This window comes from Promicromonospora citrea, from assembly GCF_013004695.1.
Lineage (GTDB): Bacteria > Actinomycetota > Actinomycetes > Actinomycetales > Cellulomonadaceae > Promicromonospora > Promicromonospora citrea.
Map to the genome: position 1 here is coordinate 1 of NZ_JABEMG010000073.1, position 24,322 is coordinate 24,322.

At 74.3% G+C, this 24,322-nt stretch carries 24 protein-coding genes and 1 pseudogene; 12 read left to right on the plus strand and 13 right to left on the minus strand.

Annotated elements, in window-relative coordinates:
* Positions 1 to 164: 164 nt before the first annotated feature.
* From gltX to HLB15_RS14475, 5 genes are read right to left on the minus strand one after another with little or no spacing between them, the layout of a single operon-like run.
* Entirely contained in the window at positions 165 to 1,649 is a 1,485-nt protein-coding gene (gene gltX / locus HLB15_RS14455; RefSeq protein WP_229785627.1) for a glutamate--tRNA ligase, read from the minus strand.
* A 9-nt stretch (positions 1,650 to 1,658) separates the two neighbouring features.
* On the minus strand, positions 1,659 to 2,120 hold the full coding sequence (locus HLB15_RS14460) for a hypothetical protein (RefSeq protein ID WP_171106469.1): 462 nt from the start codon (positions 2,118 to 2,120) through the stop codon (positions 1,659 to 1,661).
* A 55-nt stretch (positions 2,121 to 2,175) separates the two neighbouring features.
* Positions 2,176 to 2,760, minus strand: coding sequence for an NUDIX hydrolase (locus HLB15_RS14465; protein ID WP_229785628.1), 585 nt, complete (start codon positions 2,758 to 2,760; stop codon positions 2,176 to 2,178).
* A 1-nt stretch (position 2,761) separates the two neighbouring features.
* A complete protein-coding gene (locus tag HLB15_RS14470; RefSeq protein WP_171106470.1) occupies positions 2,762 to 3,544 on the minus strand; it encodes a fumarylacetoacetate hydrolase family protein in 783 nt (260 codons plus the stop codon).
* Positions 3,545 to 3,568: 24 nt separating this feature from the next.
* Positions 3,569 to 4,528 (minus strand): class I SAM-dependent methyltransferase, encoded by a 960-nt coding sequence (locus HLB15_RS14475; protein ID WP_229785629.1) that lies wholly within the window; start codon positions 4,526 to 4,528, stop codon positions 3,569 to 3,571.
* Positions 4,529 to 4,687: 159 nt separating this feature from the next.
* On the opposite strand from HLB15_RS14475, the gene HLB15_RS14480 reads away from it, so the two are divergent.
* Positions 4,688 to 5,953, plus strand: a complete 1,266-nt coding sequence (locus tag HLB15_RS14480; protein WP_171106471.1) for a heparan-alpha-glucosaminide N-acetyltransferase domain-containing protein — start codon at positions 4,688 to 4,690, stop codon at positions 5,951 to 5,953.
* On the opposite strand, the gene HLB15_RS14485 is transcribed toward HLB15_RS14480, so the two are convergent.
* On the minus strand, positions 5,943 to 6,806 hold the full coding sequence (locus tag HLB15_RS14485) for a PhzF family protein (RefSeq protein ID WP_171106472.1): 864 nt from the start codon (positions 6,804 to 6,806) through the stop codon (positions 5,943 to 5,945). The genes HLB15_RS14480 and HLB15_RS14485 overlap by 11 nt on opposite strands.
* Positions 6,803 to 7,771: an aldo/keto reductase gene (locus HLB15_RS14490; RefSeq protein ID WP_171106473.1), complete on the minus strand. Its 969-nt coding sequence runs from the start codon at positions 7,769 to 7,771 to the stop codon at positions 6,803 to 6,805. The genes HLB15_RS14485 and HLB15_RS14490 overlap by 4 nt, the downstream gene beginning before the upstream one ends.
* 67 nt (positions 7,772 to 7,838) lie before the next feature.
* Here HLB15_RS14490 and HLB15_RS14495 point away from each other — a divergent pair, with 67 nt between their 5' ends.
* The 4 genes from HLB15_RS14495 (at position 7,839) to HLB15_RS14510 (ending at position 11,354) form a co-directional block, all read left to right on the plus strand.
* Complete coding sequence (locus tag HLB15_RS14495; protein ID WP_229785630.1) at positions 7,839 to 8,777, plus strand: 3-methyladenine DNA glycosylase; 939 nt, start codon at positions 7,839 to 7,841, stop codon at positions 8,775 to 8,777.
* A gap of 194 nt (positions 8,778 to 8,971) precedes the next feature.
* Positions 8,972 to 9,532: a lytic polysaccharide monooxygenase auxiliary activity family 9 protein gene (locus HLB15_RS14500; RefSeq protein WP_212759892.1), complete on the plus strand. Its 561-nt coding sequence runs from the start codon at positions 8,972 to 8,974 to the stop codon at positions 9,530 to 9,532.
* A gap of 166 nt (positions 9,533 to 9,698) precedes the next feature.
* Positions 9,699 to 10,325 (plus strand): lytic polysaccharide monooxygenase auxiliary activity family 9 protein, encoded by a 627-nt coding sequence (locus tag HLB15_RS14505; RefSeq protein WP_171106475.1) that lies wholly within the window; start codon positions 9,699 to 9,701, stop codon positions 10,323 to 10,325.
* A 135-nt stretch (positions 10,326 to 10,460) separates the two neighbouring features.
* Positions 10,461 to 11,354: a phosphotransferase gene (locus tag HLB15_RS14510; RefSeq protein ID WP_229785631.1), complete on the plus strand. Its 894-nt coding sequence runs from the start codon at positions 10,461 to 10,463 to the stop codon at positions 11,352 to 11,354.
* On the opposite strand, the gene HLB15_RS14515 is transcribed toward HLB15_RS14510, so the two are convergent.
* Positions 11,317 to 12,510, minus strand: coding sequence for a DUF418 domain-containing protein (locus HLB15_RS14515; RefSeq protein ID WP_171106476.1), 1,194 nt, complete (start codon positions 12,508 to 12,510; stop codon positions 11,317 to 11,319). The genes HLB15_RS14510 and HLB15_RS14515 overlap by 38 nt on opposite strands.
* 144 nt (positions 12,511 to 12,654) lie before the next feature.
* Between HLB15_RS14515 and HLB15_RS14520 the strand changes: the two genes are divergently transcribed.
* Positions 12,655 to 13,443, plus strand: a complete 789-nt coding sequence (locus HLB15_RS14520; RefSeq protein WP_171106477.1) for an aminoglycoside 3'-phosphotransferase — start codon at positions 12,655 to 12,657, stop codon at positions 13,441 to 13,443.
* Positions 13,440 to 14,000, plus strand: coding sequence for an AAA family ATPase (locus tag HLB15_RS14525; RefSeq protein ID WP_171106478.1), 561 nt, complete (start codon positions 13,440 to 13,442; stop codon positions 13,998 to 14,000). Before HLB15_RS14520 ends, HLB15_RS14525 begins: the two co-directional genes overlap by 4 nt.
* Here HLB15_RS14525 and HLB15_RS14530 read toward each other — a convergent pair.
* Positions 13,973 to 14,536 (minus strand): CGNR zinc finger domain-containing protein, encoded by a 564-nt coding sequence (locus HLB15_RS14530; RefSeq protein ID WP_171106479.1) that lies wholly within the window; start codon positions 14,534 to 14,536, stop codon positions 13,973 to 13,975. The two genes, HLB15_RS14525 and HLB15_RS14530, sit on opposite strands and share 28 nt — an antisense overlap.
* Before the next feature lie 39 nt (positions 14,537 to 14,575).
* Here HLB15_RS14530 and HLB15_RS14535 point away from each other — a divergent pair, with 39 nt between their 5' ends.
* The 3 genes from HLB15_RS14535 to HLB15_RS14545 all read left to right on the plus strand — a co-directional run bounded on the left by HLB15_RS14535 (position 14,576) and on the right by HLB15_RS14545 (position 19,789).
* Positions 14,576 to 15,598: an EamA family transporter gene (locus tag HLB15_RS14535; RefSeq protein WP_171106480.1), complete on the plus strand. Its 1,023-nt coding sequence runs from the start codon at positions 14,576 to 14,578 to the stop codon at positions 15,596 to 15,598.
* Positions 15,599 to 15,657: 59 nt separating this feature from the next.
* Positions 15,658 to 18,372: a DEAD/DEAH box helicase gene (locus HLB15_RS14540; protein WP_212759893.1), complete on the plus strand. Its 2,715-nt coding sequence runs from the start codon at positions 15,658 to 15,660 to the stop codon at positions 18,370 to 18,372.
* 100 nt (positions 18,373 to 18,472) lie between these two features.
* On the plus strand, positions 18,473 to 19,789 hold the full coding sequence (locus tag HLB15_RS14545) for an SGNH/GDSL hydrolase family protein (RefSeq protein ID WP_171106481.1): 1,317 nt from the start codon (positions 18,473 to 18,475) through the stop codon (positions 19,787 to 19,789).
* A gap of 155 nt (positions 19,790 to 19,944) precedes the next feature.
* On the opposite strand, the gene HLB15_RS14550 is transcribed toward HLB15_RS14545, so the two are convergent.
* Positions 19,945 to 20,703, minus strand: a complete 759-nt coding sequence (locus HLB15_RS14550) for a sulfite exporter TauE/SafE family protein (RefSeq protein ID WP_229785632.1) — start codon at positions 20,701 to 20,703, stop codon at positions 19,945 to 19,947.
* 33 nt (positions 20,704 to 20,736) lie between these two features.
* On the opposite strand from HLB15_RS14550, the gene ybaK reads away from it, so the two are divergent.
* Positions 20,737 to 21,273 (plus strand): Cys-tRNA(Pro) deacylase, encoded by a 537-nt coding sequence (ybaK, locus tag HLB15_RS14555; protein ID WP_171106482.1) that lies wholly within the window; start codon positions 20,737 to 20,739, stop codon positions 21,271 to 21,273.
* 27 nt (positions 21,274 to 21,300) lie between these two features.
* On the opposite strand, the gene HLB15_RS14560 is transcribed toward ybaK, so the two are convergent.
* Positions 21,301 to 21,714, minus strand: a complete 414-nt coding sequence (locus tag HLB15_RS14560; RefSeq protein WP_171106483.1) for a YccF domain-containing protein — start codon at positions 21,712 to 21,714, stop codon at positions 21,301 to 21,303.
* An 87-nt stretch (positions 21,715 to 21,801) separates the two neighbouring features.
* On the opposite strand from HLB15_RS14560, the gene HLB15_RS14565 reads away from it, so the two are divergent.
* Entirely contained in the window at positions 21,802 to 22,587 is a 786-nt protein-coding gene (locus HLB15_RS14565) for a YggS family pyridoxal phosphate-dependent enzyme (RefSeq protein ID WP_171106484.1), read from the plus strand.
* A 119-nt stretch (positions 22,588 to 22,706) separates the two neighbouring features.
* Here HLB15_RS14565 and murQ read toward each other — a convergent pair whose 3' ends face one another.
* Entirely contained in the window at positions 22,707 to 23,657 is a 951-nt protein-coding gene (gene murQ / locus HLB15_RS14570) for an N-acetylmuramic acid 6-phosphate etherase (RefSeq protein ID WP_171106485.1), read from the minus strand.
* 91 nt (positions 23,658 to 23,748) lie between these two features.
* Positions 23,749 to 24,322 (minus strand): annotated as a pseudogene (locus HLB15_RS14575) (hypothetical protein); the annotation flags it as partial.

Genomic DNA, 24,322 nt, shown 5'->3' on the forward strand with positions numbered 1-24,322 from the left:
GACGGCGGGACGGCGCCCGCCGCGGGCACGGCAGGGGCGGCCGGCAGCGCGGGCGCGGCCGGGTCAGGTGGCGGCACGGCGTCAGGGCGCCTGTCAGGTCGCATGGCGTCGGTCACGTCCCTCAACCTACAGGCCGCCCCTGACACCCTCCTGAGCCCCCGACGTCACTGCGCGGCGGAGCCCTCCCCGCTGTCCGACCCACCGTCCGACCCAGCACCGGACCCGGCCGCGAGCCGGTCCAGCGCCACGTCGATCCGGGCGAGCGTGCGCTCCCGGCCCAGCACCTCGAGCGACTCGAACAGCGGCAGGCCGACCCGGCGCCCGGTGACGGCGACACGCACGGGCGCCTGCGCCTTGCCGAGCTTGAGGCCGTGCGCCTCGCCGACGCGGGCCACCGTGTCCTTGAGGGTCTCGGCGTCCCAGGCGGCGTCGGCGAGCGCGGCGCGCGCGTCCGTGAGGAGCTCGGCGGCACCGGCCTTCATGGCCTTGTTCCAGGAGTCCTCGTCGACGATCGGCTCGTCGAGGAACAGGAAGTCGACGTTGTCGGTGATCTCCGACAGGACGGCGACGCGCGAGTGCGCGAGCGGCGCGACGGCGTCGAACACCTTCTGGTCGAACTGCTCGGGCGTCCAGGGCGCTGCGGGCGCCTGCAGCCAGGGCGCGCACGCGGCCGCGAAGTCCTCGACGCCCATGGCGCGGATGTACTCGCCGTTGAACGCCGTGAGCTTCTTGACGTCGAAGAACGCGGACGAGGAGTTGATGTCCTCGACGCGGAACCGGCGCACCAGCTCGTCGAACGGCAGGATCTCCTCGTCGTTGCCGGGCGCCCAGCCGAGCAGCATGAGGTAGTTGACCATGGCGTCGGGCAGGATGCCGTCGGCGAAGTAGTCCTCGAGCGCGACCTTGTCGCGGCGCTTGGAGAGCTTCTGCCGCTTCTCGTTGACGATGACCGGCATGTGCGCCCACTGCGGCGGCGTCGCGCCGAGGGCCTCCCAGAGCAGCTGCTGCTTGGGGGTGTTGGGCAGGTGCTCCTCGGCGCGCATGACGAGGGTGATGGTCTCGTCGATGTCGTCGACGACGTTCGCCAGCAGGAACACGGGCGAGCCGTTGCCACGCGCGATGACGAAGTCCTCGAGGTTCGCGTTGGGGAACGTCGGGTTGCCGCGGATGAGGTCGACCACCCGGGTCTCGCCCTCGTCGGGGGTGCGGAAGCGCAGCGCGCGGCCCTCGGCGTACTCCAGGCCGCGGTCGCGGCAGAAGCCGTCGTAGCCGGTCTGCTGGTTGCCGGTGCGCGCGACGACGTCGTCGCGCGTGCAGTCGCAGTAGTAGGCCTTGCCCTCGGCGTACAGGCGCTGGGCGGCCTCCTTCTGGATGCCCGCGTTCTCCGACTGGTAGTACGGGCCCTCGAACGCCGGGTCGTCCTGGCGGATGCCCAGCGACTCCATCGCGGACAGGATGCCGTCGACCCACTCGGGCTGGTTGCGCGAGGCGTCGGTGTCCTCGATGCGGAGCACGAACGTGCCGCCCTGCTGCTTGGCCACGGCCCAGTTGAACAGCGCGGAGCGCGCACCGCCCACGTGGAACATGCCCGTCGGGGACGGCGCGAAGCGGACACGGATCGGGGAGCTACCGGGAGCGGGAGATGTCACGCCCCAAGACTAGGCCCCCGAGGCGGGCACGCCCGGTTCGGGCGCCGCCACGGCCCGCCGCCCCAGCACCGCCAGCCCGACGGCGTAGGTGAACCACGCGGGCAGCGACGTGAGCAGGGCGGCGTCGAGCACGAGCAGGTCCCACTCCTCCTCGTCCAGGCGCCACGGGGCGTCGGCCACGTAGTACGCCGCGGCGCAGGCGGCGACCACCGCGAGCGCGGCGCCCAGCGCGCCGGCGGGGCCGAGCCGGGTCCTGCCCAGGGCCGCGACGGCGGCGAGGACCACGGCGAGCACGAGGCCGTTCACCACGAGCGCGAACAGGGCGAGGTAGACGACGCCGCCCAGGTTGTCGCGCACGCTCGCCGCCGAGATCGTCCAGCCGCCGGCGCCGAGCAGGTAGACCACTCCGACGACCAGGGTCACGGCCAGCGCGAACGGTGCCAGGGTCAGGAACCGGCGGATCGTCGACATGCCGACATCGTGCACCCGCCGGACCGACCCGGCCACCACAGCCGGCCCGTCCGCGTCACCGGCCGAGGGCGCGCGCCCGCGCCGTCGCCACGAGCTCGGCGAGGTCGTCGCCGGGCAAGGCGTCGACGGGCCACCAGCGCACGTCGAGCGACTCGTCCGAGACGACGGCCTCCGCGCCGGGCTCGGCGACGGCGAGGAACCGCACGTCGAGGTGGTGCACGGGGCGTCCGGGGTCGCTGGTGCCCGGTCGGCAGAAGGGCACGGCGTGCTCGTCGAGGTGCACGGGCACGGGGTCGACGGTCAGCGGCAGGCCGGACTCCTCGCGGGCCTCGCGCGCGGCGGCGCCGGCCAGCGTGCCGTCGTCCGGCTCCATGTGGCCGCCGAGCTGGAACCACCGGCGCGCCTTGGCGTGCAGGGTGAGCAGCACGTGCGCGCCGTCGTGCGAGAGCACCACGGCCGACGCGGTGAGGTGGTCCGGCACCGACTCCCGGAGCACGCCGGAGCCCGGGCCGGGCGACGCCGCCAGGTGCCGCACGTAGCGGTCCCGGAGGAGCTCCTGCCCGGGCGTGGGTGCCGCCCAGCCGGACAGCACGCGCAGGGCGTCGTCGCGCAGCAGCGCTCCGGCCGCACCGACCGGCACGTCAGCTGCGCCGCAGGACGGGGTTCGCGAGCACGCCGAGGCCCTCGACCTCGCACTCGACGCGGTCGCCGTGGTCGATCCGGCCCACGCCCGCGGGCGTGCCGGTGAGGATGACGTCGCCGGGCAGCAGCGTCATCGCCTCGGAGATGTAGGAGACGAGGAACGGCACGTCGAACACCATGTCGCGGGTGCGACCGTCCTGGCGCGGCTCGCCGTTGACGCGCGAGCGCACGCCGACGTCCTCGGGGTCGACGTCGGTGTCGATCCAGGGGCCGAGCGGGAGCGACGTGTCGAAGCCCTTGGCGCGCGCCCACTGCCCGTCGGTGCGCTGCGCGTCGCGCGCCGTGACGTCGTTGGCCACGGTGTAGCCGAGGACGTACGACGACGCGTTCTCCGGCGTGACGTCCTTGCACACCTTGGAGATGACGACCGCGAGCTCGGCCTCGTAGGAGACCTCCTGCGTGAAGTCGGGCAGGACGATCGGGTCGTCCGGCCCGATCACCGCGGTGTTCGGCTTGAAGAACAGCAGCGGGCTGGTCGGCACGTCGCCGCCCATCTCCTTGGCGTGGTCCGCGTAGTTCTTGCCCACGGCCACCACCTTGGAGCGCGGGATGACCGGGGCGAGCAGCCGGACGCCGTCGCCCAGCTCGATGCGCTCGCCGGTCGGCATCGCCGGCATGTACAGGGGGTCGCCGCCGAGCACGGCGAGGTAGGTCTTGCTGCCCTCCTGCTGCACGAGGGCGAAGCGGGGGTCGTCTCCGGTGGTGAATCTCGCGATACGCACGGCCTCAGCGTAAGCCGACGCGCGTCACGCCCGCGCCAGGACCTCGCCGTTGAGCACCGCGAACCAGCCGTCCGGGGCCGCCGCCCACTCGCGCCAGCCCTGGGCGAGCTGCTCGAGCGCGACGTCGTCCGCGAGCGCCGAGTCCTTGGCCTGGACGGCGAAGTTCGACTCGGTGCACCGCTCGGCCCAGAGGCCGCCCCACCAGCTGCGGTCGTCGGGCGTGGCGTAGCACCAGACGCTGGCGCCGGGCTCGATGGTGTCGGGGTCGAAGCCGGCGTCGCGGACCCACGAGGCGAGGCGGCGGCCGGCGTCGGGCTGGAAGCCGTAGGCGTGGGTGACCTCGTGGTAGAGCATGTTCCACTCGGTCAGCTCGGCGGACTCGGGGTACCAGGCCATGGCGGCGTAGTCGGCGTCGCGGACGGCGACGAAGCCGCCGGGCCGGGCGACGCGCTTCATCTCGCGCAGCGCCGCGACGGGGTCGGAGAGGTGCTGCAGGAGCTGGTGGGCGAAGACGACGTCGAACGAGTCGTCCTCGAACGGGAGCTGGTAGGCGTTGGCGTGCTCGAAGCTGATGTTCTTCGTGCCGTGGGCGTCGGCGAGGCCGCGCGCGGACTCCAGCACCTCGTCGGACGCGTCGACGCCGACGACGCTGCCCTGGGTGAGGCGCTCGGCGAGGTCGACGGTGACCGTGCCGGGGCCGCAGCCGACGTCGAGGAGCGTCATGTCGGACAGGAGGTGGGGCAGCAGGAACGCGGCGGAGTTGGCCGCGGTCCGGCGCCGGTGGGAGCGCAGCACGGACTCGTGGTGGCCGTGCGTGTAGGACTCGGACTCCTTCGTGAGGTCCTTGACGGCGCCGGGGTCGTTGCGGTCCTGCCCGGTGAGGCGGGAGACGCTGCTGGGGGCGTCGACGGCGTCGATCGGGTCGGTCCCGGACAGGGGTGTGTCGCTGCGGGCCGTGTGGTGCTCGTTGGCGCTGCCGGTCATGGCGGCACTGTATGTGCCGCTCCGGGGCGCGCACACCTGCGTTCTCATCCCTCGGGACGGCCGTCCGGCGGCCGTCCGGCGGCAGGACGGCGGCAGGACGGCGCCGGGACGGCGGCGTGGCCCCGCGCGCCGGCGGCCCGGACACGGAAGGATGCCGCCATGCCCACGCCTCCCGCCGAGCCCTCGACGACGGCATCCGCCCGGTCCGTCGCGCCCGTCCCGGTGCTGCGCCGCGCGGGCCGCAACCTGCTGGGCGGCCCGGGCCGGGTGGCCGGTGCCGACGTGGCGCGCGGGATCGCGGTCCTCGGCATGTTCACCGCGCACGTGGGGGTCACGTCGGCGGACCTCGGGACGCCGGAGGGCTGGCTCGGGCTGGCGCACGGCCGGTCGTCGATCCTGTTCGCCGTCGTGGCGGGCGTGTCGCTGGCGCTGGTCACCGGGGGCCGGGTGCCGCCGTCGGGCCAGGCGCTGCGGACCGCGCGGGGCCGGATCCTGGTGCGGGCCGCGCTGCTGCTGGCCCTGGTGGCGGTGCTGGACCTGTTCGGCACGCGCGTGCTGCTCATCCTCGGCTTCTACGCGGCGTACTTCGTGCTGGCGCTGCCGTTCCTGCGCCTGCCGCCCGCGCGGCTCGCGGCCGTGGCGGTGATCGTCGCCGTGGTGGGGCCGTTCCTCGCGTACTACGGGCCGGAGGCGCTGTCCCGGGCGGGGCTGCGGCTGCCGCACGACGGGTCGGGCGCCGTCACCGACTTCCTGCTCACGGGCCACTACCCCGCGGTGGTCTGGCTCGCGTACGTGCTGGCGGGCCTCGCGGTGGGGCGCAGCGACCTGCGCTCGCCGACGCTGCAGCTCGGCCTGGTCGCCGCCGGGTTCGGCGTGGCGGCGGTGAGCTCGCTCGTCTCGGCGACCCTGGTCGCGACGGCGGGCGGCGCCGAGGCGATCGAGCAGCGGGTGGCGCTGACGTCGTCGGCGTTCGGGCCGACGCACGCCTGGTCGGCGCCGTGGCCACCGCTGGAGGGCCTGTACCTCGAGGGGCCGCACGACGACACGATGTTCGAGGCCGTGGGCTCCGGCGCCTTCGCGCTCGGCGTGCTGGGCCTGTGCCTGCTGCTGGGCCGGGTCGTGGAGGCGCGGACCGCCCTGTGGACGCCCCGGGTGCTGCGGGCCCTGACCCTCGTGGTCGCGACGCCGCTCGCCGCCGTCGGCGCGCTGGCACTGACGGTCTACTCGGCGCAGATCGTCGTGATCTGGTGGTGGACCCGTACCCGGTGGGATCTGCTGGACCCGCCGACGAACGAGCCGCTCGGCTGGATGGTGCTCGTGACCCTCGCCGCCGCGACCGCGTGGCGGGCGCTGCTCGGGCGCGGGCCGCTCGAGCGGCTGTTCTCGGCGGTGGCGCGGCGGGCGTTCCCCGGCGTCAGAGCCTGACCTCGCCCACCACGGTCGTCACGGTGTCGCCACCGACCCACACGGCGCCGTCGGGCAGCTTCTGCACGTGCACGCGCCCCGCGCGCCCCAGCGCCGTGCCCTGCGCCGCCACGTAGGACGACGGCAGCACGTCACCCGCGAGCCACTGCCCCAGGCCGGCGTTGAGGCTGCCGGTCACCGGGTCCTCCCCCACGCCGAGCGACGGCACGAACCCGCGTACCTCGACCGCCGGCCCGCCGCTCGCGCGCGCCTCGGCGGGGTGCTCGCCGACCACGCCGACCTTGAGGTCGCCCATCGCGACGAGGTCGGGGTCGAGGGCGAGCACCGCCGCGGCGTCCGCGAGCTGGACCGCGACCCAGCCGGGGCCGTTGTCGACCCAGGCGGCGCGGACGACGTCGGCCGGCTCGACGCGCAGCGACCGCGCGACGCGGACCAGGTCGCCGTCGTCGACCGGGCCCGAGCGGGCGAGCGGCGGCGCCGCGAAGTCCAGGCGGTCGCCGTCGCGACGCAGGGTCACCAGGCCCACGCCGCACTCCTGCACCACGCCGTCGCCCGCGGGCACCCCGCCCCCCTCGAGCCACGCGTGCGCGGTGCCGAGCGTCGGGTGGCCCGCGAACGGCAGCTCGCCGCCCGGCGTCCAGATCCGCACGCGGTAGTCCGCGCCGCCGTCCCGGCCGGCCGGGGTCGGTGGCAGCAGGAAGGTGGTCTCGGACAGGTTGGTCCAGCGGGCGAACGCGGCCATCTGCGCGTCAGTGAGCCCGTCGGCGTCGTGCACGACGGCCACGGGGTTGCCCGCGGTCGGCTCGGAGGAGAAGACGTTGACCTGACGGAACGGACGGCCGGCGGCGGTCACGCGGTCACCGGGAAGATCTCGTCCAGCTCCGCGAGGTCGTCCGCCGTCGGCGTCCACGTCCACGCCTGCGCGTTCGCCACCACCTGCTCCGGCCGCGTGGCGCCCGCGATCACCGACGACACCTCGGGCCGCGACAGCAGCCACGAGAACGCCGCGACCACCTCGGTGATGCCGCGCTCGCGGCAGAACGCGCCGAACCGCTCCAGCGCCTCCCAGGGCGCCGTCTCGAGCAGGTGCGGCTTCACGTCGACCAGGCGGGTGCCCTCCGGCCGGGACCCGCCCGAGTACTTGCCCGTGAGCAGGCCGTCCGCGAGCGGGAAGTAGGGCAGGAACCCGATGCCGTAGGCCCGTGCGGCGGGCAGCACCTCGCGCTCGACGCCGCGCGCCAGGAGGGAGTAGCGGTCCTGCGCCGAGACGAAGCGGGTGCCGCCCAGCGCGCGTGCCACGTGCTCGGCGTCGGCCACCTGCCAGCCCGCGAGGTTGGAGTGGCCCACGTAGCGCACCTTGCCCGCGCGCACGAGGTCGTCGAGCGCAGCGAGCGTCTCATCGATCGGGGTGGCCGGGTCGGGCGTGTGGAGCTGGTAGAGGTCGATCCAGTCGGTGCCCAGCCGCCGCAGCGACGCCTCGGCCGCGCGCACGACGTACCGGCGCGAGCCGCGCGCCCCGAAGTCGGCGCCGTTCGCCCCGCCCATGTCCAGGCCGAACTTGGTGGCGACCAGCACGTCGTCGCGGCGCCCCCTGAGCGCCGTGCCCAGCAGCTCCTCGGACAGGCCCGGGCGGGCCCCGTAGCGGTCGGCGGTGTCGAAGAAGGTGACGCCCGCGTCGATCGCGGCGTGCACGACGGCGGAGGCGCCCTCCTGGGTCGCGGTGACGGTGCCGGCTCGGCCGAGGTTGTTGCAGCCGAGGCCGATCACCGGGACGGACAGGCCGGAGCGCCCGAGACGGCGCAGGGGAAGGTCGGACATGCTCGCACCCTACGTCCGGCCGCCGGGCGCCACGAGACCCGCGCCCGCTCCGCCGTACCCTGGACCCGTGACCACCACCCTCGACGCGACCGCCCGCGACGCCGCCCCGGCGCCCGTGCGCACGCTCGCCCCCGAGGAGTGGCTGCCGCACGAGGCCGCGCACGCCGAGCGCGCCGACGCGCTCACCGCGGTGTGGCGCGCGGCCCGCGACGCCGGGCGCACGCACGCGATCGAGGACTTCCTCTTCACGTACTACCCCACCCGCGTCTCCCACCTGCGCCGCTGGCACCCGGGGCCGGGCCTCGCCCTGCGCCTCCCGGACGACGGCGGGCCCGCGCACGGCGCCGCCGACCGCCGGGCCTGGCGCTGGTACACCGCGACCGCCGACGGCGTCACGCTCGACGTCGCCGCGTTCCTCGCCGACCGCGGCGACACCGTGCGCTACGTGCACGGGCTGCTCGCGGCGACGGCGTCCCGCCCCGGCACGTTCGGCTGCTTCGGCCTGCACGAGTGGGCCATGGTCTACCGGGACCGGGCGGCGGGCCGCGACCACCGGCACCCGCTGCCGCTGCGGCTGGGCCACGACGGCACCGACGCCGTGGTCGAGGAGAACCCGGTGCGGTGCTCGCACTTCGACGCCTACCGGTTCTTCACGCCCGAGGCGACGGGCCGCAACCAGCTGCGGCCCACGCGCGCGACCCAGCCGGACCTGGAGCAGCCGGCCTGCCTCCACGCGAACATGGACCTGTACAAGTGGTGCCTCAAGCTGGGCCCCGCGGTGCCCGGCGACCTCCTGCTCGACGCCTTCGAGCTGGCCCGCGACATCCGGTGGACCGACATGGCCGCCTCCCCCTACGAGGTCTCCGGCTACGGCGCCGAGGCCGTCGAGATCGAGACCCCGCAGGGCAAGGCGGAGTACGTGCGACGGCAGCGGGCGTTCGCCGCACGCGCGGCGGGCCTCCGGGAGCGCCTCCTCGCGGCGTGCACGGCCCTCCTGACTTCCTGACCGGGCACCGCGCAGAGCACCACGTAGGTAGGTAGTTGCCCTACTTGTCGCGCCGTCGCGCGCTTCCTAGCGTCGAGAGGGTCACACCCCGCACACAGGAACAGTCCAGGAGACGCCCAACTTCCCACACCGAGGTGAGCCCCATGAAGTCCGTACGCACCCCGAGACGTACCCCGAGACGCACCCCGCGACCCGTGCCCCGCCTGTTCGGCGCCCTCGCCGTCCTGGCCCTGGCCCTCACGGCGCTCGTCGCCGCACCGAGCTCCCTGGTCCCGCCGGCCGAGGCGCACGGCTGGGTGGTCTCCCCGCCCAGCCGCCAGGACCACTGCGCCAAGCGCACCGTGAGCTGGACCTGCAACGGCGTCGAGTGGGAGCCGCAGAGCGTCGAGGCGCCCAAGGGCTCCATGCTGTGCTCCGGCGGCAGCCGGTTCGTCACGCTCGACGACGGCTCGCTGCCCTGGCCGCGCACCGGCATCGGCTCGACGCACACCTTCCAGTGGACGCTCACGGCGTTCCACCGCACGGCGAGCTGGGAGTACTTCGTGGACGGGCAGCTCTTCCGCACCTTCCACGACAACGGCGCGACGCCGCCGCCCACCGTGACGCACACCCTGTCGGGGCTGCCCGCGGGCAACCACACGATCCTCGCCCGGTGGAACGTCTACGACACCGCGATGGCGTTCTACGCCTGCATGGACGTCAGCATCGGCGGCTCGAACGGAGCACCGGCGCACCTCACGGCGACGCCGGTCTGACGGCCGGACCAGCCGCACGCACCACCGGGGCCCCGCCGCGCCCGCGGCGGGGTCCCGTCGCTACGGGGTAGCGCGTACGAATTCACCCTCATTGTCAGCGTTGCTTCCTTTTCCTAGGTTCGAGGGGACCGCGAAATTTCACCCCCTCGCCAACGGAGGCATCGCCATGAACCGTGCACGCACCCTCAGCCCGCCCGCCCGGCTCCTGCTGTCCGCGCTCGCGGCGCTCGCGCTGGCGGCAGCGTTCCTCGTGACGGCTCCGCTCGCGCCGCAGGCCCAGGCGCACGGCTGGATCACCAACCCGCCCAGCCGTGCCGACCACTGCGCCTCGGGCACCGTCGACTTCGACTGCGGCGGCCTGCAGTACGAGCCGCAGAGCGTCGAGGCGCCGAAGGGCTCGATGCAGTGCTCGGGCGGCAGCGGCTTCACCGTCGTCGACGACGACTCGCTGCCCTGGCCGCGCACCGCGGTCGGCAGCGACGTGACGTTCCGCTGGCAGATCACCGCGCGGCACTCGACCTCGACCTGGGAGTACTTCGTGGACGGGCAGCTCGTCGAGACCGTCGACGACGGCGGCGCCCAGCCCGGCGCGACCGTCGAGCACACCCTGAGCGGCCTGCCCGCCGGCGACCACACCGTCTTCGCCCGCTGGAACATCGCCGACACCGCGATGGCGTTCTACCAGTGCGTCGACATCACCGTGGGCGGCGGCTCGGCGCCCGCGGCCGTGGACGCCGTCGCGCAGCACGGGCTGCCCGCCGTCCTGGGCACCCAGGCAGCCCGGGCGCTCTGACCGGGCCCGCCGCTCGGTCCGCCGCCCGACCCGGCGGCCGTGGGCAGCGACGCCCGCGGCCGCCGTGTCGCGGAGCGCCCCGGCGCACCACGAACCGGGAGCACTTTTTCACCCGCTCTATGGGACACTGAGCGTGTGTCGAGCGCGCTGGTCGGCATCGGTCCGACCCCCGTCGAGGTACCGCCCGTCGTCCACGCCCTGGCCGGGAGGCTCCGGCCCGGGGCGACGGCGGTCCCCGTGTGGCGCAACGACTACGGCGGCCTGACCGTCCGCCTCGGCCCCGCGGCCGCGCCGAGCCGCACCGTCGGCCCGTACCTCAAGTGGGTCCCCGAGGCGTCCGCCTGCCCCGACCCGCTCGCCGAGGCCGACCGCCTCGTGTGGGCCGGCTCGTTCACGCGCCTGCCCCGTGTGCTCGACGCAGGCCGGGACGAGCACGGGTCCTGGCTCCTCACGGCCGCCGTCCGGGCGGGCGGCGAGGTGGCCACCTCCGCCGTCGAGCCGCGCTGGCGCGCGCACGCCGAGCGCGCGGCCATCGCGATCGGCGTGGGCCTGCGCCGCCTGCACGACGCGCTGCCCACCGACACGTGCCCGTTCGTGCGTTCCGCCGGCGCCCGGGTCGACGCGCTGACCACCGACACGACGGCCCCGCTCGACGACGCCGAGCGCGCCGCGCTGCGCGAGGCCCTGGGCGAGGCGCCGTCCGTCGACCGGCTCGTCGTGTGCCACGGCGACGCGACCGTGCCGAACACGCTGCTCGACCGGACCGGCCGGTTCGCGGCCCACGTCGACGTGGGCGACCTCGGGGTCGGCGACCGCTGGTCCGACCTCGCCGTGACGACGCGCAGCGTCACCCGGCGCTACGGGGCGGGCCTGGAACCGCTCGTGCTCGCCGCGTACGGCGTCGCGCCCGACCGCGAGCGCACCGCCTACTACCGCGCCCTGTGGGACGCGGAGGAGGCGGTGCGGACCCGGCGCGCGGCGGGCGGACCGGTCAGGCGGCAGGACGCCGGGCGTGGACGCGGTGCATGACCAGCTCGATCGGCCCGCGCGGCCACCGCCGCAGCCACAGCGGCGCGAGCACCAGCAGCACGGCCGAGACGGCGCCCCACAGCAGGACGGCGCGCAGGGCACCCTCGCCGGCGAGCCCGAACCCCCAGTCGAAGCAGAGCACCGAGGCGAGCACGTTCTGCAGCACGTAGCAGGACAGCGCCGTGCGGCCGACGGCCTCGACACCGCGCCGCAGCACCCCGGGGCGGGCGTCCCGTGCGCGGGCGACGAGGCCGGTGCCGAGCGCCAGGATGCCGAGCGAGACGAGCGGCGGCACGAGGTAGCGGTCGACGAGGAACCAGTCCGGCCCGGCCCAGGCCGTGAGGGCGTTGAGCGGCACGCCGACGCCGAGTCCGACCCCGGCGAGCCGGCGCCGCAGGCGGGCCGCCTCGGGCGTCGTCGTGAACAGGCCCGCCCGCACGAGCCGTGACCCGACGACGAACAGCACGACCGCCGACGGGACGATCAGCACGAGCTCGGCGCGGTACAGGCCCGCCGCGGTGAGGCGCGTGAGCACCTGGTCGGGCCAGCTCGCGGTCGAGGCGACGCCGGTCCCCGGCACGTCGGCCGTCGCCCCGCCGAGCACGAGCAGCGCGGTGACCCCGGCCAGCGCGAGCACGAAGCCGCCCGCGACGACGCCGGTCCAGACGCGCACCACGCGGTCGCTGCGCCCGATGAGCCACGCCCCGACCACCGACGCGACGGCGTACCCCATGAGCACGTCGAACTCGAAGACGAGCACGTAGTGCAGCAGGCCCTCGACGAAGAGGATCGCCGCGCGCACGAGGTAGCGGCCGGGCCACCGCGTCCCCGACCGGACCGCGGACCGGTACTGGAGCTCGAGGCCCACGCCGAAGAGCAGCGTGAGCAGCCCGAGGAACTTGCCGTTGGAGAGCGTGCGCAGCGCGAGCTCGACCGGGTCGTCGCCGCCGAGCCCGGTGGTGAGCAGGGCCGCCGGGCCGCCCGGCGCCGCGAACAGCCAGATGTTGCTGGCCAGGGTGCCGAGGATCGCGATGCCGCGGAGCACGTCGAGCGCGGCGATCCGGGCGGTTGCGGGTGGCTCGCCGGCTGTCGCGGCGGGCGTGGTGCCGGGCGTCGCGGCGGGCGGGACGGGGCTCGCCGAGGTGTGTGCGGTCATGCCCTGAGCCTGTCCCGGCCCAGGTCAGGGCCGCGTCGGCCGTCCGGGCGATCTCCCGCGGCGCGCGTACATCTTTCGGCGGACCCCTCGACCGGCACAGAAAACAGATCGAGCCGCGCCCGCCCCGTCTGCGACCCTGGGGCCATGACTGTCCCCACCGAGCCGGTCCCCGTACCGGACCTGGTGCGCGAGCTGGCCGGGGACGGCCTGCTCACCCTCGCCTGGCGCAACGAGCTCGGCGGCCTCACGTTTCGTGTGGAACCGACCGACCCGGGCGAGCCGGCCTCCTACGTGAAGTGGTCGCCGCGCACCGACAGGGCCCTGACCGAGTGGGTCGACCTCGTCAAGGAGGCGGCCCGGATGGAGTGGGCCGAGCGGTACACGACCGTGCCGCACGTGCTCGAGGCGGGCACCGACGGCGACGTCGACTGGCTCGTCACGACGGCCCTGCCCGCCCGCTCCGCCGTCGACCCGCGGTGGCTCGCCGAGCCGGAGACCGCCGCCCGCGCGATCGGCGCGGGCCTGCGCGCGCTGCACGACGCCCTGCCGGTCGACCGGTGCCCGTGGACCTGGAGCATCGAGGACCGCCTCGCGGTCGCCGAGGACCGGGCGGCGCGCGGGCACGCGGCACCGGGCTGGTCGACCGAGGCCAGGGCACGCCTGGCCGACGCCCCCGACCACGACCGCCTCGTCGTGTGCCACGGCGACGCCTGCGCGCCCAACACCCTCCTGGCCGACGACGGGTCCTTCCACGGCCACGTCGACCTCGGCGCACTGGGGGTGGCCGACCGCTGGGCCGACCTCGCGGTGGCGACCTACAGCCTGGGCTGGAACTACGGCCCGGGCCTCGACCACCTCGTGTACGAGGCGTACGGGATCGACGAGGACCCCGAGCGGGTCGCCTGGTACCGGATGCTGTGGGACCTCGGATGAGCGCGACGCCCGGACTGCTGCTCGTGACCGGCCCGCCCGGCTCCGGCAAGTCCACGGTCACGGCGGCCCTGGCCGAGCTCTGGGAGCCGAGCGTGCTCGTCGAGGGCGACGCCTTCTTCGCCTTCCTGCGCCGCGGCGCGATCTCGCCCTGGCTGCCGGAGTCGCACGCCCAGAACGACACCGTCACCCGCGCGGCGGCCACGGCGGCCGGCGCGTTCGCGGCCGGCGGCATGGTGGTCGTCTACGACGGCGTCGTCGGGCCGTGGTTCCTGCCGACGTTCGCGGCCGCCACCGGGGTCGAGGTGCTCGACTACGTGGTGCTCCTGCCGTCCCTCGAGACCTGTCTGCACCGCGTGGCCACGCGCGTCGGCCACGGGTTCACCGACCAGGACGCCGCGCGGCACATGCACGCCGACTTCGTGCGAGCGACGGCGGACGGCGCACCCGGCGCCGTGCTGCGCGACCCGCCCGACGACGTCGACGGCGTGGTGGAGGCGATCCGGGCCGCGGTCGACGCCGGGCGCACGCGCTACGCGGTGACCGGCTCGCCCGCCTGAGAGCGGTCCGCCTGCCGCGCGCGGTGGGCGGCCTGGGCGTTGCGGTTGCTGCACGTCGTGGAGCAGTACCGGCGCGAGCGGTTCCGGGACAGGTCGAGCACGACGCCGCCGCAGCCGTCGTCCGCGCACACCGCCAGCCGGGAGTGCTCGTCCTCGCGGACGACGTCGATCATCGCCGTCGCGGTCTCGACGAGGATGCGGGTGGCCAGCGGCGCGTCGTCGGGCACGGCGTGCACGTGCCAGTCCTCCGGCGGGTGCCGCACGAGGCGCGGCACCGCACGTGCCTCGGCCAGCATCTCGTTGACCAGGCCGGCCGCGCTGTCGCGGTCGGCGAGCAGGAGCGTGCGCAGCCGGGGGCGGAGCGCGAGCACGTCGCGCAGCTCGTCCGCCGTGCCGTCGTGCCGGCCCGTGTAGGCGTGCCGCGCGAAGAAGGCGTCCAGCTCGGCGACGGTCGTGAGGGTGACGGGCGGCTCGGCGGAGTTCACGAGCTCGACGGCGGACCGCAGCGAGGCCGCGGTGTCAGATGCGAAAACCACGTTGACACATTACCTCGCCACTCCGTACCGTCAGGACCCATGAGCGCAGTGACCCCTGACACGGGTGGAATGGTGCCCGTCGGCGTCGCCGGCCCCGCCCCCGTGCGCCGCCTCACCAGCGGCCTGCTGCTCGCGGGCGTGTCGGCCGCGGCGTTCAGCCTGTCGGGCGTGTTCGCGAGCGGGCTGCTGGCCACCGGCTGGACGCCCGGATCGATGGTCCTCGTCCGGGTGGCGGTCGCGGCGCTCGTCGTGCTCCCGCTCGGCGTGCTGTCGCTGCGCGGCGACTGGCGCCCGGTCCGCCGCAACCTCGGGCTGATCGCCCTGTACGGCGCGATCTCGGTCGCGGGCTGCCAGTTCGCGTACTTCTCGGCCGTCCAGTACATGCCCGTCGGCCCCGCCCTGCTCATCGAGTACACGGCGCCCGCCGCCGTCGTGCTCTGGTTCTGGCTGCGGCACGGGCAGCGCCCCACGGGCGCCACCGTGCTCGGCACGCTCCTGGCCGCCGCGGGCCTGGTCCTCGTGCTCGACCTGGTGGGTCCGGGGGCCGGGTCCGGCGCCTCGACCGACCCCGTCGGCGTCGCCTGGGCGCTGCTGGCGATGCTCGGCGTCTCCACCTACTTCGTCATCAACGCCGACCTGAGCACCGGCCTGCCACCGCTGGCGCTGGCGGCGGGCGGCCTGACGGCGGCCACGCTCGTGCTCGCGCTGCTCGGTGCGACCGGCCTCATGCCGCTCGGCTGGAGCACGGCCTCGCCCGTGTACGGCGGGACCGCGGTGCCGTGGTGGCTGCCCGTGCTCGGGCTCGGCGTCGTCACCGCGGCGCTGGCCTACGTCGCGGGCATCGCGGCCGGGCGCCTGCTCGGCCCGCGACTGGCGTCCTTCGTCGGGCTGTCCGAGGTGGTCGCGGCGATCGGGTTCGCGTGGCTGCTCCTCGGCGAGCTGCCGCGCCCGGTCCAGCTCGTGGGCGGCGTGCTCATCCTCGTCGGCGTCGTCGCGGTGCAGGCGGGCGAGCAGAAGGCGACGCCGTCCGGCAGGCGGGGGCGTGGGCGCCGGGCGGCCTGACCGCTCCACCCGGCTGCTTCACCCGCCTGCACCCGCCCGCCTGCAAGAATGGGCACACCATGACGGCGCCCACCTCGACCTCCGCGTCCACGTTCTCCGCGACCTCCCAGCCGGGTCTCCCAAGGCCCGCCGGGTCCCTCATCCCGCACCTCCCGGCCCCGACGGGCAAGGACCCGGACCCCGACGTGCTGTTCGAGAACTTCTCGGCCTGGGCCGCCGAGGGCGGGCGCCCGCTGTACCCGCACCAGGAGGAGGCGCTGCTCGAGGTCATGACGGGCTCGCACGTCGTGCTCGCGACGCCGACCGGGTCCGGCAAGTCGATGGTGGCCATGGGCGCGCAGTTCGCGGCACTGGCGGCGCACCGCTCCGGACGCGGCGGGCGCACCTACTACACGGCGCCGCTCAAGGCCCTGGTCAGCGAGAAGTTCTTCGACCTCGTCGCGGCCTTCGGCTCGAAGAACGTCGGCATGATGACGGGCGACTCCGCCGTCAACGCCGACGCCCCGATCATCTGCTGCACGGCCGAGATCCTGGCCAACCTCGCGCTGCGCCGCGGCACCAGCCCCGCCGACGACGACGAGGGCATCGCGCAGGTGATCATGGACGAGTTCCACTACTACGGCGACCCGCAGCGCGGCTGGGCGTGGCAGGTGCCGCTGCTGGAGCTCAAGGACACCCAGTTCGTGCTCATGAGCGCGACGCTCGGCGACACCACGCGCCTGCGGGAGGACCTCGAGGAGCGCACCGGACGACCGGTCGCCGAGGTCGCGGGCGCCGAGCGGCCAGTGCCGCTCACCTTCTCCTACGTGGTGGAGCCGCTCACCGAGGTGATCCAGGAGCTGGTCACCACGCACCGCGCCCCGGTGTACGTCGTGCACTTCACGCAGAAGGACGCCGTCGACCGCGCGCAGTCGCTGCTGTCGATGAACGTGGCGAGCAAGGCCGAGAAGGAGGCCATCGTCGCGGAGATGGGCGCGTTCCGGTTCGGCACCGGGTTCGGCAAGATCCTCAGCAAGTTCCTGCGGCACGGTGTCGGCGTGCACCACGCGGGCATGCTGCCGAAGTACCGCCGCCTCGTGGAGCGCCTCACGCAGAAGGGCCTGCTCAAGGTCGTGTGCGGCACGGACACGCTCGGCGTCGGCATCAACGTGCCGATCCGCACCGTGCTGCTGACCAGTCTCGTGAAGTTCGACGGCGAGCGCATGCGCCACCTCACGGCGCGCGAGTTCCACCAGATCGCGGGGCGGGCCGGGCGGGCCGGTTACGACACCGTGGGCGAGGTGCTCGTCATGGCGCCCGAGCACGTGATCGAGAACCGCAAGGCCCTGGCCAAGGCCGGCGACGACCCGAAGAAGCTCAAGAAGATCGTGCGCAAGAAGGCGCCGTCGGGCTCGGTGAACTGGACGGAGGCCACGTTCGAGCGCCTGCGCGACGCCGACCCCGAGCCGCTGGTCTCGCAGTTCCGCGTGAACCACGCGATGGTGCTCAACGTGCTGGCCCGGGCGTCGGCGGGCACCTCGGAAGATCCTGTCGACGCGATGCGCCACCTGCTCACCGCGAACCACGACAGCGAGACGCAGCAGGCCGAGCACGTGCGGCAGGCGTTCCGCATCTACCGCTCGCTGCGCGTGGCCGGGGTGGTCGAGAAGGTCCGCGTGCCCGACGGCGCGGGCGGGCAGCGCCCGTCGGCCCGCCTCATGGTGGACCTCCCGCGCGACTTCGCGCTCAACCAGCCGCTGTCGCCGTTCGCCCTGGCGGCCATGGACCTGCTCGACGTCGAGAACCCGGCGCACGCGCTCGACGTCGTCTCCGTGATCGAGGCGACGCTCGACGACCCGCGCCAGGTGCTCATGGGCCAGCAGAACAAGGCCCGTGGCGAGGCCGTCGCCGCGATGAAGGCCGAAGGGATCGAGTACGAGGAGCGCATGGAGCTGCTCGAGGAGGTCACCTGGCCCAAGCCGCTGGAGGACCTGCTCGAGCCGGCCTTCCAGGCCTACCGCCGCACCAACCCGTGGGTGGCGGACGCCGAGCTGTCGCCGAAGTCGGTGGTGCGCGACATGGTCGAGAAGGCCATGACGTTCGCCGAGACCGTGAGCGTCTACGGGCTGGAGCGCACCGAGGGCGTGGTGCTGCGCTACCTCGCCGACGCCTACCGGGCCGTGCGCCAGGTGGTGCCCGAGGAGCACCGCACCGAGGAGGTGCAGGAGATCATCGAGTGGCTCGGCGAGCTCGTGCGCGGCGTGGACTCCTCGCTGCTCGACGAGTGGGAGCGCCTGGCCAACCCCGTGGACGACGACGCCGACCTCGTGACCGACGGCGAGCTCGCCGACGCGGGCGCCGAGGCCCCCGTGCGGCCGGTCACGGGCAACCCGCGCGCGTTCCGCCGGCTGGTGCGCAACGCGCTGTTCCGCCGCGTCGAGCTCGCGGCCCGCGAGGCCTACGGCCCCCTGGCCGCCCTGGGCGGCGGGTGGGACGCCGACGCGTGGGCCGACGCCCTCGACCCGCTGTTCGAGGAGCAGGGCGACGACGCGATCGGCATCGGCCCCGAGGCCCGCTCGGCCGCGCTGCTCACCATCCTGGAGCCGGGCGCCGAGCTGCCGGGCGGGGCGGGCGGTGACACCGCACGCGTCGAGCCGGGCTTCTGGTGGGTGCGCCAGGTGCTCGACGACGCCGACGCCAACCACGACTGGGCGATCACCGCGCAGGTCGACCTCGCGGCGAGCGACGAGGCGGGCGAGGTCGTGCTGACGATCCTGGACGTGGGCCAGATCTGACTTTGCCAACTATTTACTGATTCTGGGCTGCACCGTAAACTCGCGTCAATTGAGTTCCGGTCAGCAGCGTCACGAGCGCTGCCTGGACACAGGAGTGCCCATGACGACGCACCTGCGCACGCTCACCCGACCGCCCCTCCACGTCCGCGCCCGGCTCACGTTCGGGCTCCTCACCGCCGCGGCGCTCCTCGCCGTCGCCCTCGTCGCCACGGCGCCGCCCGGAGCCGCCGCGGCACCGCCCGGAGCCGCCGCGGCACGGACCGCGCCGCTCACCACGGACGGCCCGGGCGTCGGCGCGCCCTGGGTCGTCACGCTCGGCGACTCGTACATCTCCGGCGAGGCGGGCCGGTGGGCGGGCGCCTCCAACCGCGACCACCGCCGCGCCGACGCGCTCGGACGCACCGCCTATCTCGACAACCCCGACGGCACGGCGGAGCTCATCCCCCGCTGCCACCGCGCGTCGTCGGCCGAGGCGTACATCGGCGGAGGCATCAACGGGCTCAACCTCGCGTGCAGCGGCGCGACGACGGCGACCTCGACCGGCTCCCCCTTCAAGCCCGGCATCGACTTCTACGACGGCACGGCCGGCCAGGGCCAGGCGCTCATGCTCCAGGAGGCGGCGGCCACGCGGAACGTCCGGATGGTCGTGGTATCGATCGGCGGCAACGACTTCGGCTTCGCGGACGTCGTGCAGACCTGCGTGGTCAACTTCCTCACCTCGCCGTCCTGGTGGAAGAACTACTGCCACGACGACGGCTCCGTCGCCCGGAACTTCACGCCCGAGAACGTGGCGCAGGTCCGCGCCCGGGTCACGCAGGCGCTCGGCAACGTCGCCACCGCCATGAGCAACGCCGGGTACACGACCGACCAGTGGACGCTCGTCGTGCAGACCTACCCCTCGCCCGTGCCGGACGGGTCCGGCTTCCGGTACGCCGAGTCCGGGTACACCCGCCAGACGGTCGGCGGCTGCGGCCTGTGGAACCGCGACGCCGACTGGGCCAACGCCACCGCCCTGCCGACCATCAACGGCGCCCTGCTCGGCGCCGCCGCCGACGTCGGCCTGCCGAACGTCCGCACCCTCGACATGACGCACGCGTTCGACGGCAAGCGGCTGTGCGAGACCGGCGTCGGCCTCTACGAGGAGGTGGGCCTGGCCGACTGGCGCGCGCCCGGCGCCGTCGACCGCACCGAGTGGGTCAACCAGATCCGCACGGTGAGCACGATCGGCGACTCGCCGTACTACGTCCAGGAGTCGCTGCACCCCAGCTACTGGGGCCAGCTCGCCATGCGCAACTGCCTGCGGCAGGTCTGGAACGACGGCGCCCCGCGCAGCGGCAGCTGCACCGTCGGCGACCTCGGCACGGCCCGCCTCACGTCGTCGGGCGAGCCCCGGATGCATCTGACCCCGCTGCCCTAGGCTGACCCGCCTTCGTCGCGCCCAGCCCCGCCGACTGCAGAGTTCCTCCCCGCTGAGCCCCCGTGCCCCGGAAGAAACTCTGCAGCGGGCGCCGGCCGGGCGCGACGAAGTCTGCAGTCGGCGCCGGCCCCCGGGGCTGCCGGGCCTCTGCGCTGTCAGGTCAGCAGGGTCACCAGGCCGCGGGTCAGGGTCGCCAGGCCGCCCACGTAGGCGAGCGCCACCAGCACCCGGCGGGTGGCGCTCGCCGAGACCCGGCCGGCCAGCAGCTCGCCCACCCAGACGCCGCCGAACAGCGCGGCACCCACGACCAGCCAGGCCCACCACGCCAGGGGCGGCAGGACGACGTCGGCCACGGTCACCTTCGCGACCACCGCGGCCACCGCGTTGGTCATGAAGAACGGCTGCGCCGTGGCGGCGAACGCACGCGGGTCCCACCGGTCGAGCACGGAGTACACGGCCAGCGGCGGGCCGCCGATCCCCGCGGCCACGCTGCCGAACCCGCTGGCCACGCCCGTCACGAGCAGCGGCCACCGGGCGTGCTCCGGGAACGGGCGGCGCGCACCGCGCAGCCGGTTGGTGACCAGGGCCAGCGTCATCGCGACCACGACCACCAGGCCCACCACGATCTCCAGGGTGGCCGGGCTCGCGTCCCGCATGAGGAACGCGGCGGGCACGCTCGTGCTGACCGACGCCGCGACCAGCCACGCGTACCGTCTCCAGTCGACGCCGGAGAGCATGCGCCAGAGCACGACCAACGCCATGACCGCGCCCACGGCGTTGACGAACAGGACCCCCTCCCGCGCCCCGAGCAGCAGCACGATGAACGGACCGGCCACGAGGCCGAACCCCATCCCCGCCACCCGCTGGAGAGCGCCGCCGAACAGGATGGCCAGGACGAGAAGGAGGAGGAGCACGCCCCCACGCTAACGACCCGGTACCCGACCGGGATGCGCGGGATTCCTCCGGCACGGCACAATCGCGTCGTGGCCAAGAACTCGAAGCGCGCCAGCCACGGGACGCCCGCCGTCGTGACGCTGGAGAAGTCCGGGCTGCCGCACACGCTGCACCCCTACGAGCACGACCCGGCGAGCGACCTGAGCTACGGCATGGAGGCCGCCCAGGCGATCGGCGCCGACCCGGGCCAGGTGTTCAAGACGCTGCTGGCCGACGTCGACGGCGCCCTCGTCGTCGGCATCGTGCCCGTGGACCGCAAGCTCGACCTCAAGGCGCTGGCCCGTGCGGCCGGCGGCAAGAAGGCGGCGATGGCCGACCCGGCCGCGGCCGAGCGCGCGACGGGGTACGTGGTGGGCGGCATCTCGCCGCTCGGTCAGAAGACGCGGCACCGGACGGTGCTCGACGAGTCGGCGGCGGCGTTCGACGTCGTCTACGTCTCGGGCGGACGGCGGGGCCTCGACGTGGGCCTCACGCCGTCCGACCTGCTCACCCTCACGGGCGGGACGACGGCGCCGATCGCGCGCGACTGAGCGCGGACGGCAGTTCTCGGACGGGGCTCAGGCCGCCGCGACCTGCTTGCGGTAGGTCGGCAGGAGCGCGTCGCTCGACACGATCTGCTTGCCGAGCGGCATGAGCGAGACCGGGATGAGCTTGAGGTTGGCCCACGCCATCGGGATGCCGATGATCGAGATGACCAGCGGGATCGCGGTGATCACGTGGCCCAGCGCGAGCCACCAGCCCGCCACGACCACCCAGATCACGTTGCCGATGAGCGCGAGCGCGCCGGAGCTCGGGCTCTCGACCACCTCACGGCCGAACGGCCACAGCGCGTAGCCCGCGATGCGGAAGGACGCGATGCCGAACGGGATGGTCACGATGAGCAGGCAGCAGATGATCCCCGCGAGCATGTAGCCGACCCACAGCCCGAAGCCCGCGAAGATGACCCAGATGATGTTCAGCAGCGTCTTCATACCGCCTATCCTCCCGTAGTCCGCGCGACTCGCGGTACCGGGTGGTCCCCTGAACCGACCCTGACCGCCGGACCTTAGACTCGGCCCGTGCCGACCGATTCTCCGTCCCCTGCTCCCGCCGGGTCGCCGGTCTCCCCCGCTCCCAGCGGGTCGACGATCGCCGAGCGCCTCGCCGTCGTCCGCGCGCGGATCGCGGCGGCCGCGGGGGCCGCCGGACGCGACCCGGGCGAGGTGCGCCTGCTCGTGGCGACCAAGACACAGCCGGCCGAGGCCGTGCTGGAGGCCCTGGCGGCGGGCGTCGACCTCATCGGCGAGAACCGCGTCCAGGAGCTCGTCGCCAAGGCACCCGCCGTCGCCGGACGGGTCGCGGACGGCGCGCTCGAGGTGCACATGATCGGCCACCTGCAGCGCAACAAGATCAACCAGGTGCTGGCGACGGCGACAGGGCTGGAGACCCTCGACTCGCCCGAGCTGGCCCGCGCCATCTCCGACCGGTGCGTGCGCGACGAGCGCACCCTGGACGTGCTGGTCCAGGTCAACGTGTCGGGCGAGGAGAGCAAGTCCGGCGTCACGCCGGAGGACGCCGCGGGGCTGGCGACCGCCGTCGCCGCCCTGCCGGGCCTGCGGCTGCGCGGCTTCATGACGATCGGCGCCCGCGTCGAGGACTCCGGCGAGCAGGGCGTCCGCGCGGGCTTCGCCCGGCTGCGCGCGATCCGCGACGGGGTGCTCGCCTCGGGTGCGCCGGGTACCGCGGCCGCGACCGAGCTCTCGATGGGCATGACGAACGACCTGGAGCTCGCGATCGCCGAGGGCGCGACGATCGTCCGCGTCGGCACCGCGATCTTCGGCCCCCGCCCCACCCCGCCGAGGTAGTCACGTGGCGAAGTAGTCACCCCGGCGGAACCTGAGTGACTACCTCGCTGCGTGACTACCTCGCTGCATGACTACCTCGCCAGGTGACTACCTCGCCACATGACTACCTCGCCACATGACTACCTCGAGGGGGGTACGCCCAGGCGGGCCAGGGCCTCGCGGACCGACGTGCCCGGGGCCGCCGCCAGGGCCGCGAACGCCGCCGACCGGTCCACGCCCGCCACCAGCATGACGAGGGCGGCCCGCAGGTCGCCGTCGGTCGCCGCGAGAGCGTTCTCGCAGACGTCAGGCTCGAGGTCGGTCGCCTGCGTGAGCAACCGCACCAGCCGACGGCGCAGCTTCGCGTTGGTGGCGAGCACCTCGACCATCAGGTTCGAGTAGGTCTTGCCGAGGCGCACCATGACGGCGGTCGAGAAGGTGTTGAGCACCATCTTCTGCGCCGTACCGGCCTTCATGCGGGTGGATCCGGTGATGGCCTCCGGCCCGGTGTTGACCAGGATCGGCACGTCGGCCTTCGGCGCGAGCAGCGCGAACGGGTTGGACGCGAGCAGCACGGTGCGCGCGCCGCGGGCCCGGCCCATGTCGAGCGCACCGCCCACGTAGGGGGTGTTGCCGCTGGCCGCGATGCCGAACACCATGTCGGCCGGCCCGACGTCGGCCACCAGCGCGGCACCGGCCTCGCCGTCGTCCTCCGCCCCCTCGACCGCCTTCTTGAAGGCGCCCAGCCCGCCGGCCAGGTGCGGCACGAACATCTCCTCGCCCACGCCGTACGTGGGCAGCAGCTCGGCGGCGTCGAGCAGGCCCATGCGCCCGGAGGTGCCGGAGCCGACGTAGTGCACGCGCCCGCCGGCGCGGATGCCCTCGACGGCGAGGTCGACCGCCTCGACGATCCGCGGGTGCGCCGCGCGGACGGCCGCGATGACGGCGGCGTCCTCATCGGTGATCATGCGCACCATGTCCGCCGTGGAGACCACGTCGATGTCACGGGTGCGCGGGTTGCGCTCCTCGGTGGGTGAGACCGGGCGCGGCGCCGACTGTGCGTGCCGTTCGAATCCCGCCTCCGCGATCATCGGCGTGCCCCTTTCCTTCGCTGCTCGTGTGCTGTGCACCGCTGTGGCTCAGTTGATCCCGCGTCGTTCATCCCGCGTCCCGTCCCCCGCTTCACCGGCCCTGCAGGCGCGCGACGGCCGCGGACGCGTTCGCCCGCCCCGTCCCGCACGCCGCCACGACCACCGGTCCACCGCCGGGCAACGTCCCGAACCAGTCCTCGACCGGTCCGGGAAGGCCCGTGTGCACCACGACGAGGTCCGGTCGCACGGCCCACAGCTTCTCCAGCCGGGCCCGCTCGGCCGAACCCTGGACGGGTTCACGGGTGATCACGACGAGCGGCTCACGGCGCGGAGCGCTCCTGGACAACCGTCCAGGAAATTCTGCACCACGTTTTGCACCTGTCTTGTCGAGATCCGCCGATACACCGTACCGGGTGAATCGGGCAATAAGCACGGCAAGTCCGCGATCGTCCAGCCCGAGTTCTCCTGTGCCATCCGTCACATCCCCCTGACCAGCGCCGACACCGCCCTCCGGCTCCGGCAGCTCGCGCGCCGCCGGCCAGGCCGCCGCGAGCGCCGTCTGCACGTGCCGGGCGGTGCGACCGGCCGCGTGGTCGAGCCGGGTGCGCAGGTCGACGACGTCGGGCGCGGCGTCCGGCGGCAGGGGTTCCAGCGGCCGGGTGCCG

Bases quoted from the DNA above. Each gene is read 5' to 3' on its own strand.
- HLB15_RS14460 (WP_171106469.1), bottom strand. From the start codon at position 2,120: ATGTCGACGATCCGCCGGTTCCTGACCCTGGCACCGTTCGCGCTGGCC.
- HLB15_RS14475 (WP_229785629.1), bottom strand. From the start codon at position 4,528: ATGACCGGCAGCGCCAACGAGCACCACACGGCCCGCAGCGACACACCC.
- HLB15_RS14480 (WP_171106471.1), top strand. From the start codon at position 4,688: ATGCCCACGCCTCCCGCCGAGCCCTCGACGACGGCATCCGCCCGGTCC.
- HLB15_RS14490 (WP_171106473.1), bottom strand. From the start codon at position 7,771: ATGTCCGACCTTCCCCTGCGCCGTCTCGGGCGCTCCGGCCTGTCCGTC.
- HLB15_RS14505 (WP_171106475.1), top strand. From the start codon at position 9,699: ATGAACCGTGCACGCACCCTCAGCCCGCCCGCCCGGCTCCTGCTGTCC.
- HLB15_RS14515 (WP_171106476.1), bottom strand. From the start codon at position 12,510: ATGACCGCACACACCTCGGCGAGCCCCGTCCCGCCCGCCGCGACGCCC.
- HLB15_RS14520 (WP_171106477.1), top strand. From the start codon at position 12,655: ATGACTGTCCCCACCGAGCCGGTCCCCGTACCGGACCTGGTGCGCGAG.
- HLB15_RS14525 (WP_171106478.1), top strand. From the start codon at position 13,440: ATGAGCGCGACGCCCGGACTGCTGCTCGTGACCGGCCCGCCCGGCTCC.
- HLB15_RS14535 (WP_171106480.1), top strand. From the start codon at position 14,576: ATGAGCGCAGTGACCCCTGACACGGGTGGAATGGTGCCCGTCGGCGTC.
- HLB15_RS14540 (WP_212759893.1), top strand. From the start codon at position 15,658: ATGACGGCGCCCACCTCGACCTCCGCGTCCACGTTCTCCGCGACCTCC.
- HLB15_RS14545 (WP_171106481.1), top strand. From the start codon at position 18,473: ATGACGACGCACCTGCGCACGCTCACCCGACCGCCCCTCCACGTCCGC.
- ybaK (WP_171106482.1), top strand. From the start codon at position 20,737: ATGCGCGGGATTCCTCCGGCACGGCACAATCGCGTCGTGGCCAAGAAC.
- HLB15_RS14560 (WP_171106483.1), bottom strand. From the start codon at position 21,714: ATGAAGACGCTGCTGAACATCATCTGGGTCATCTTCGCGGGCTTCGGG.
- murQ (WP_171106485.1), bottom strand. From the start codon at position 23,657: ATGATCGCGGAGGCGGGATTCGAACGGCACGCACAGTCGGCGCCGCGC.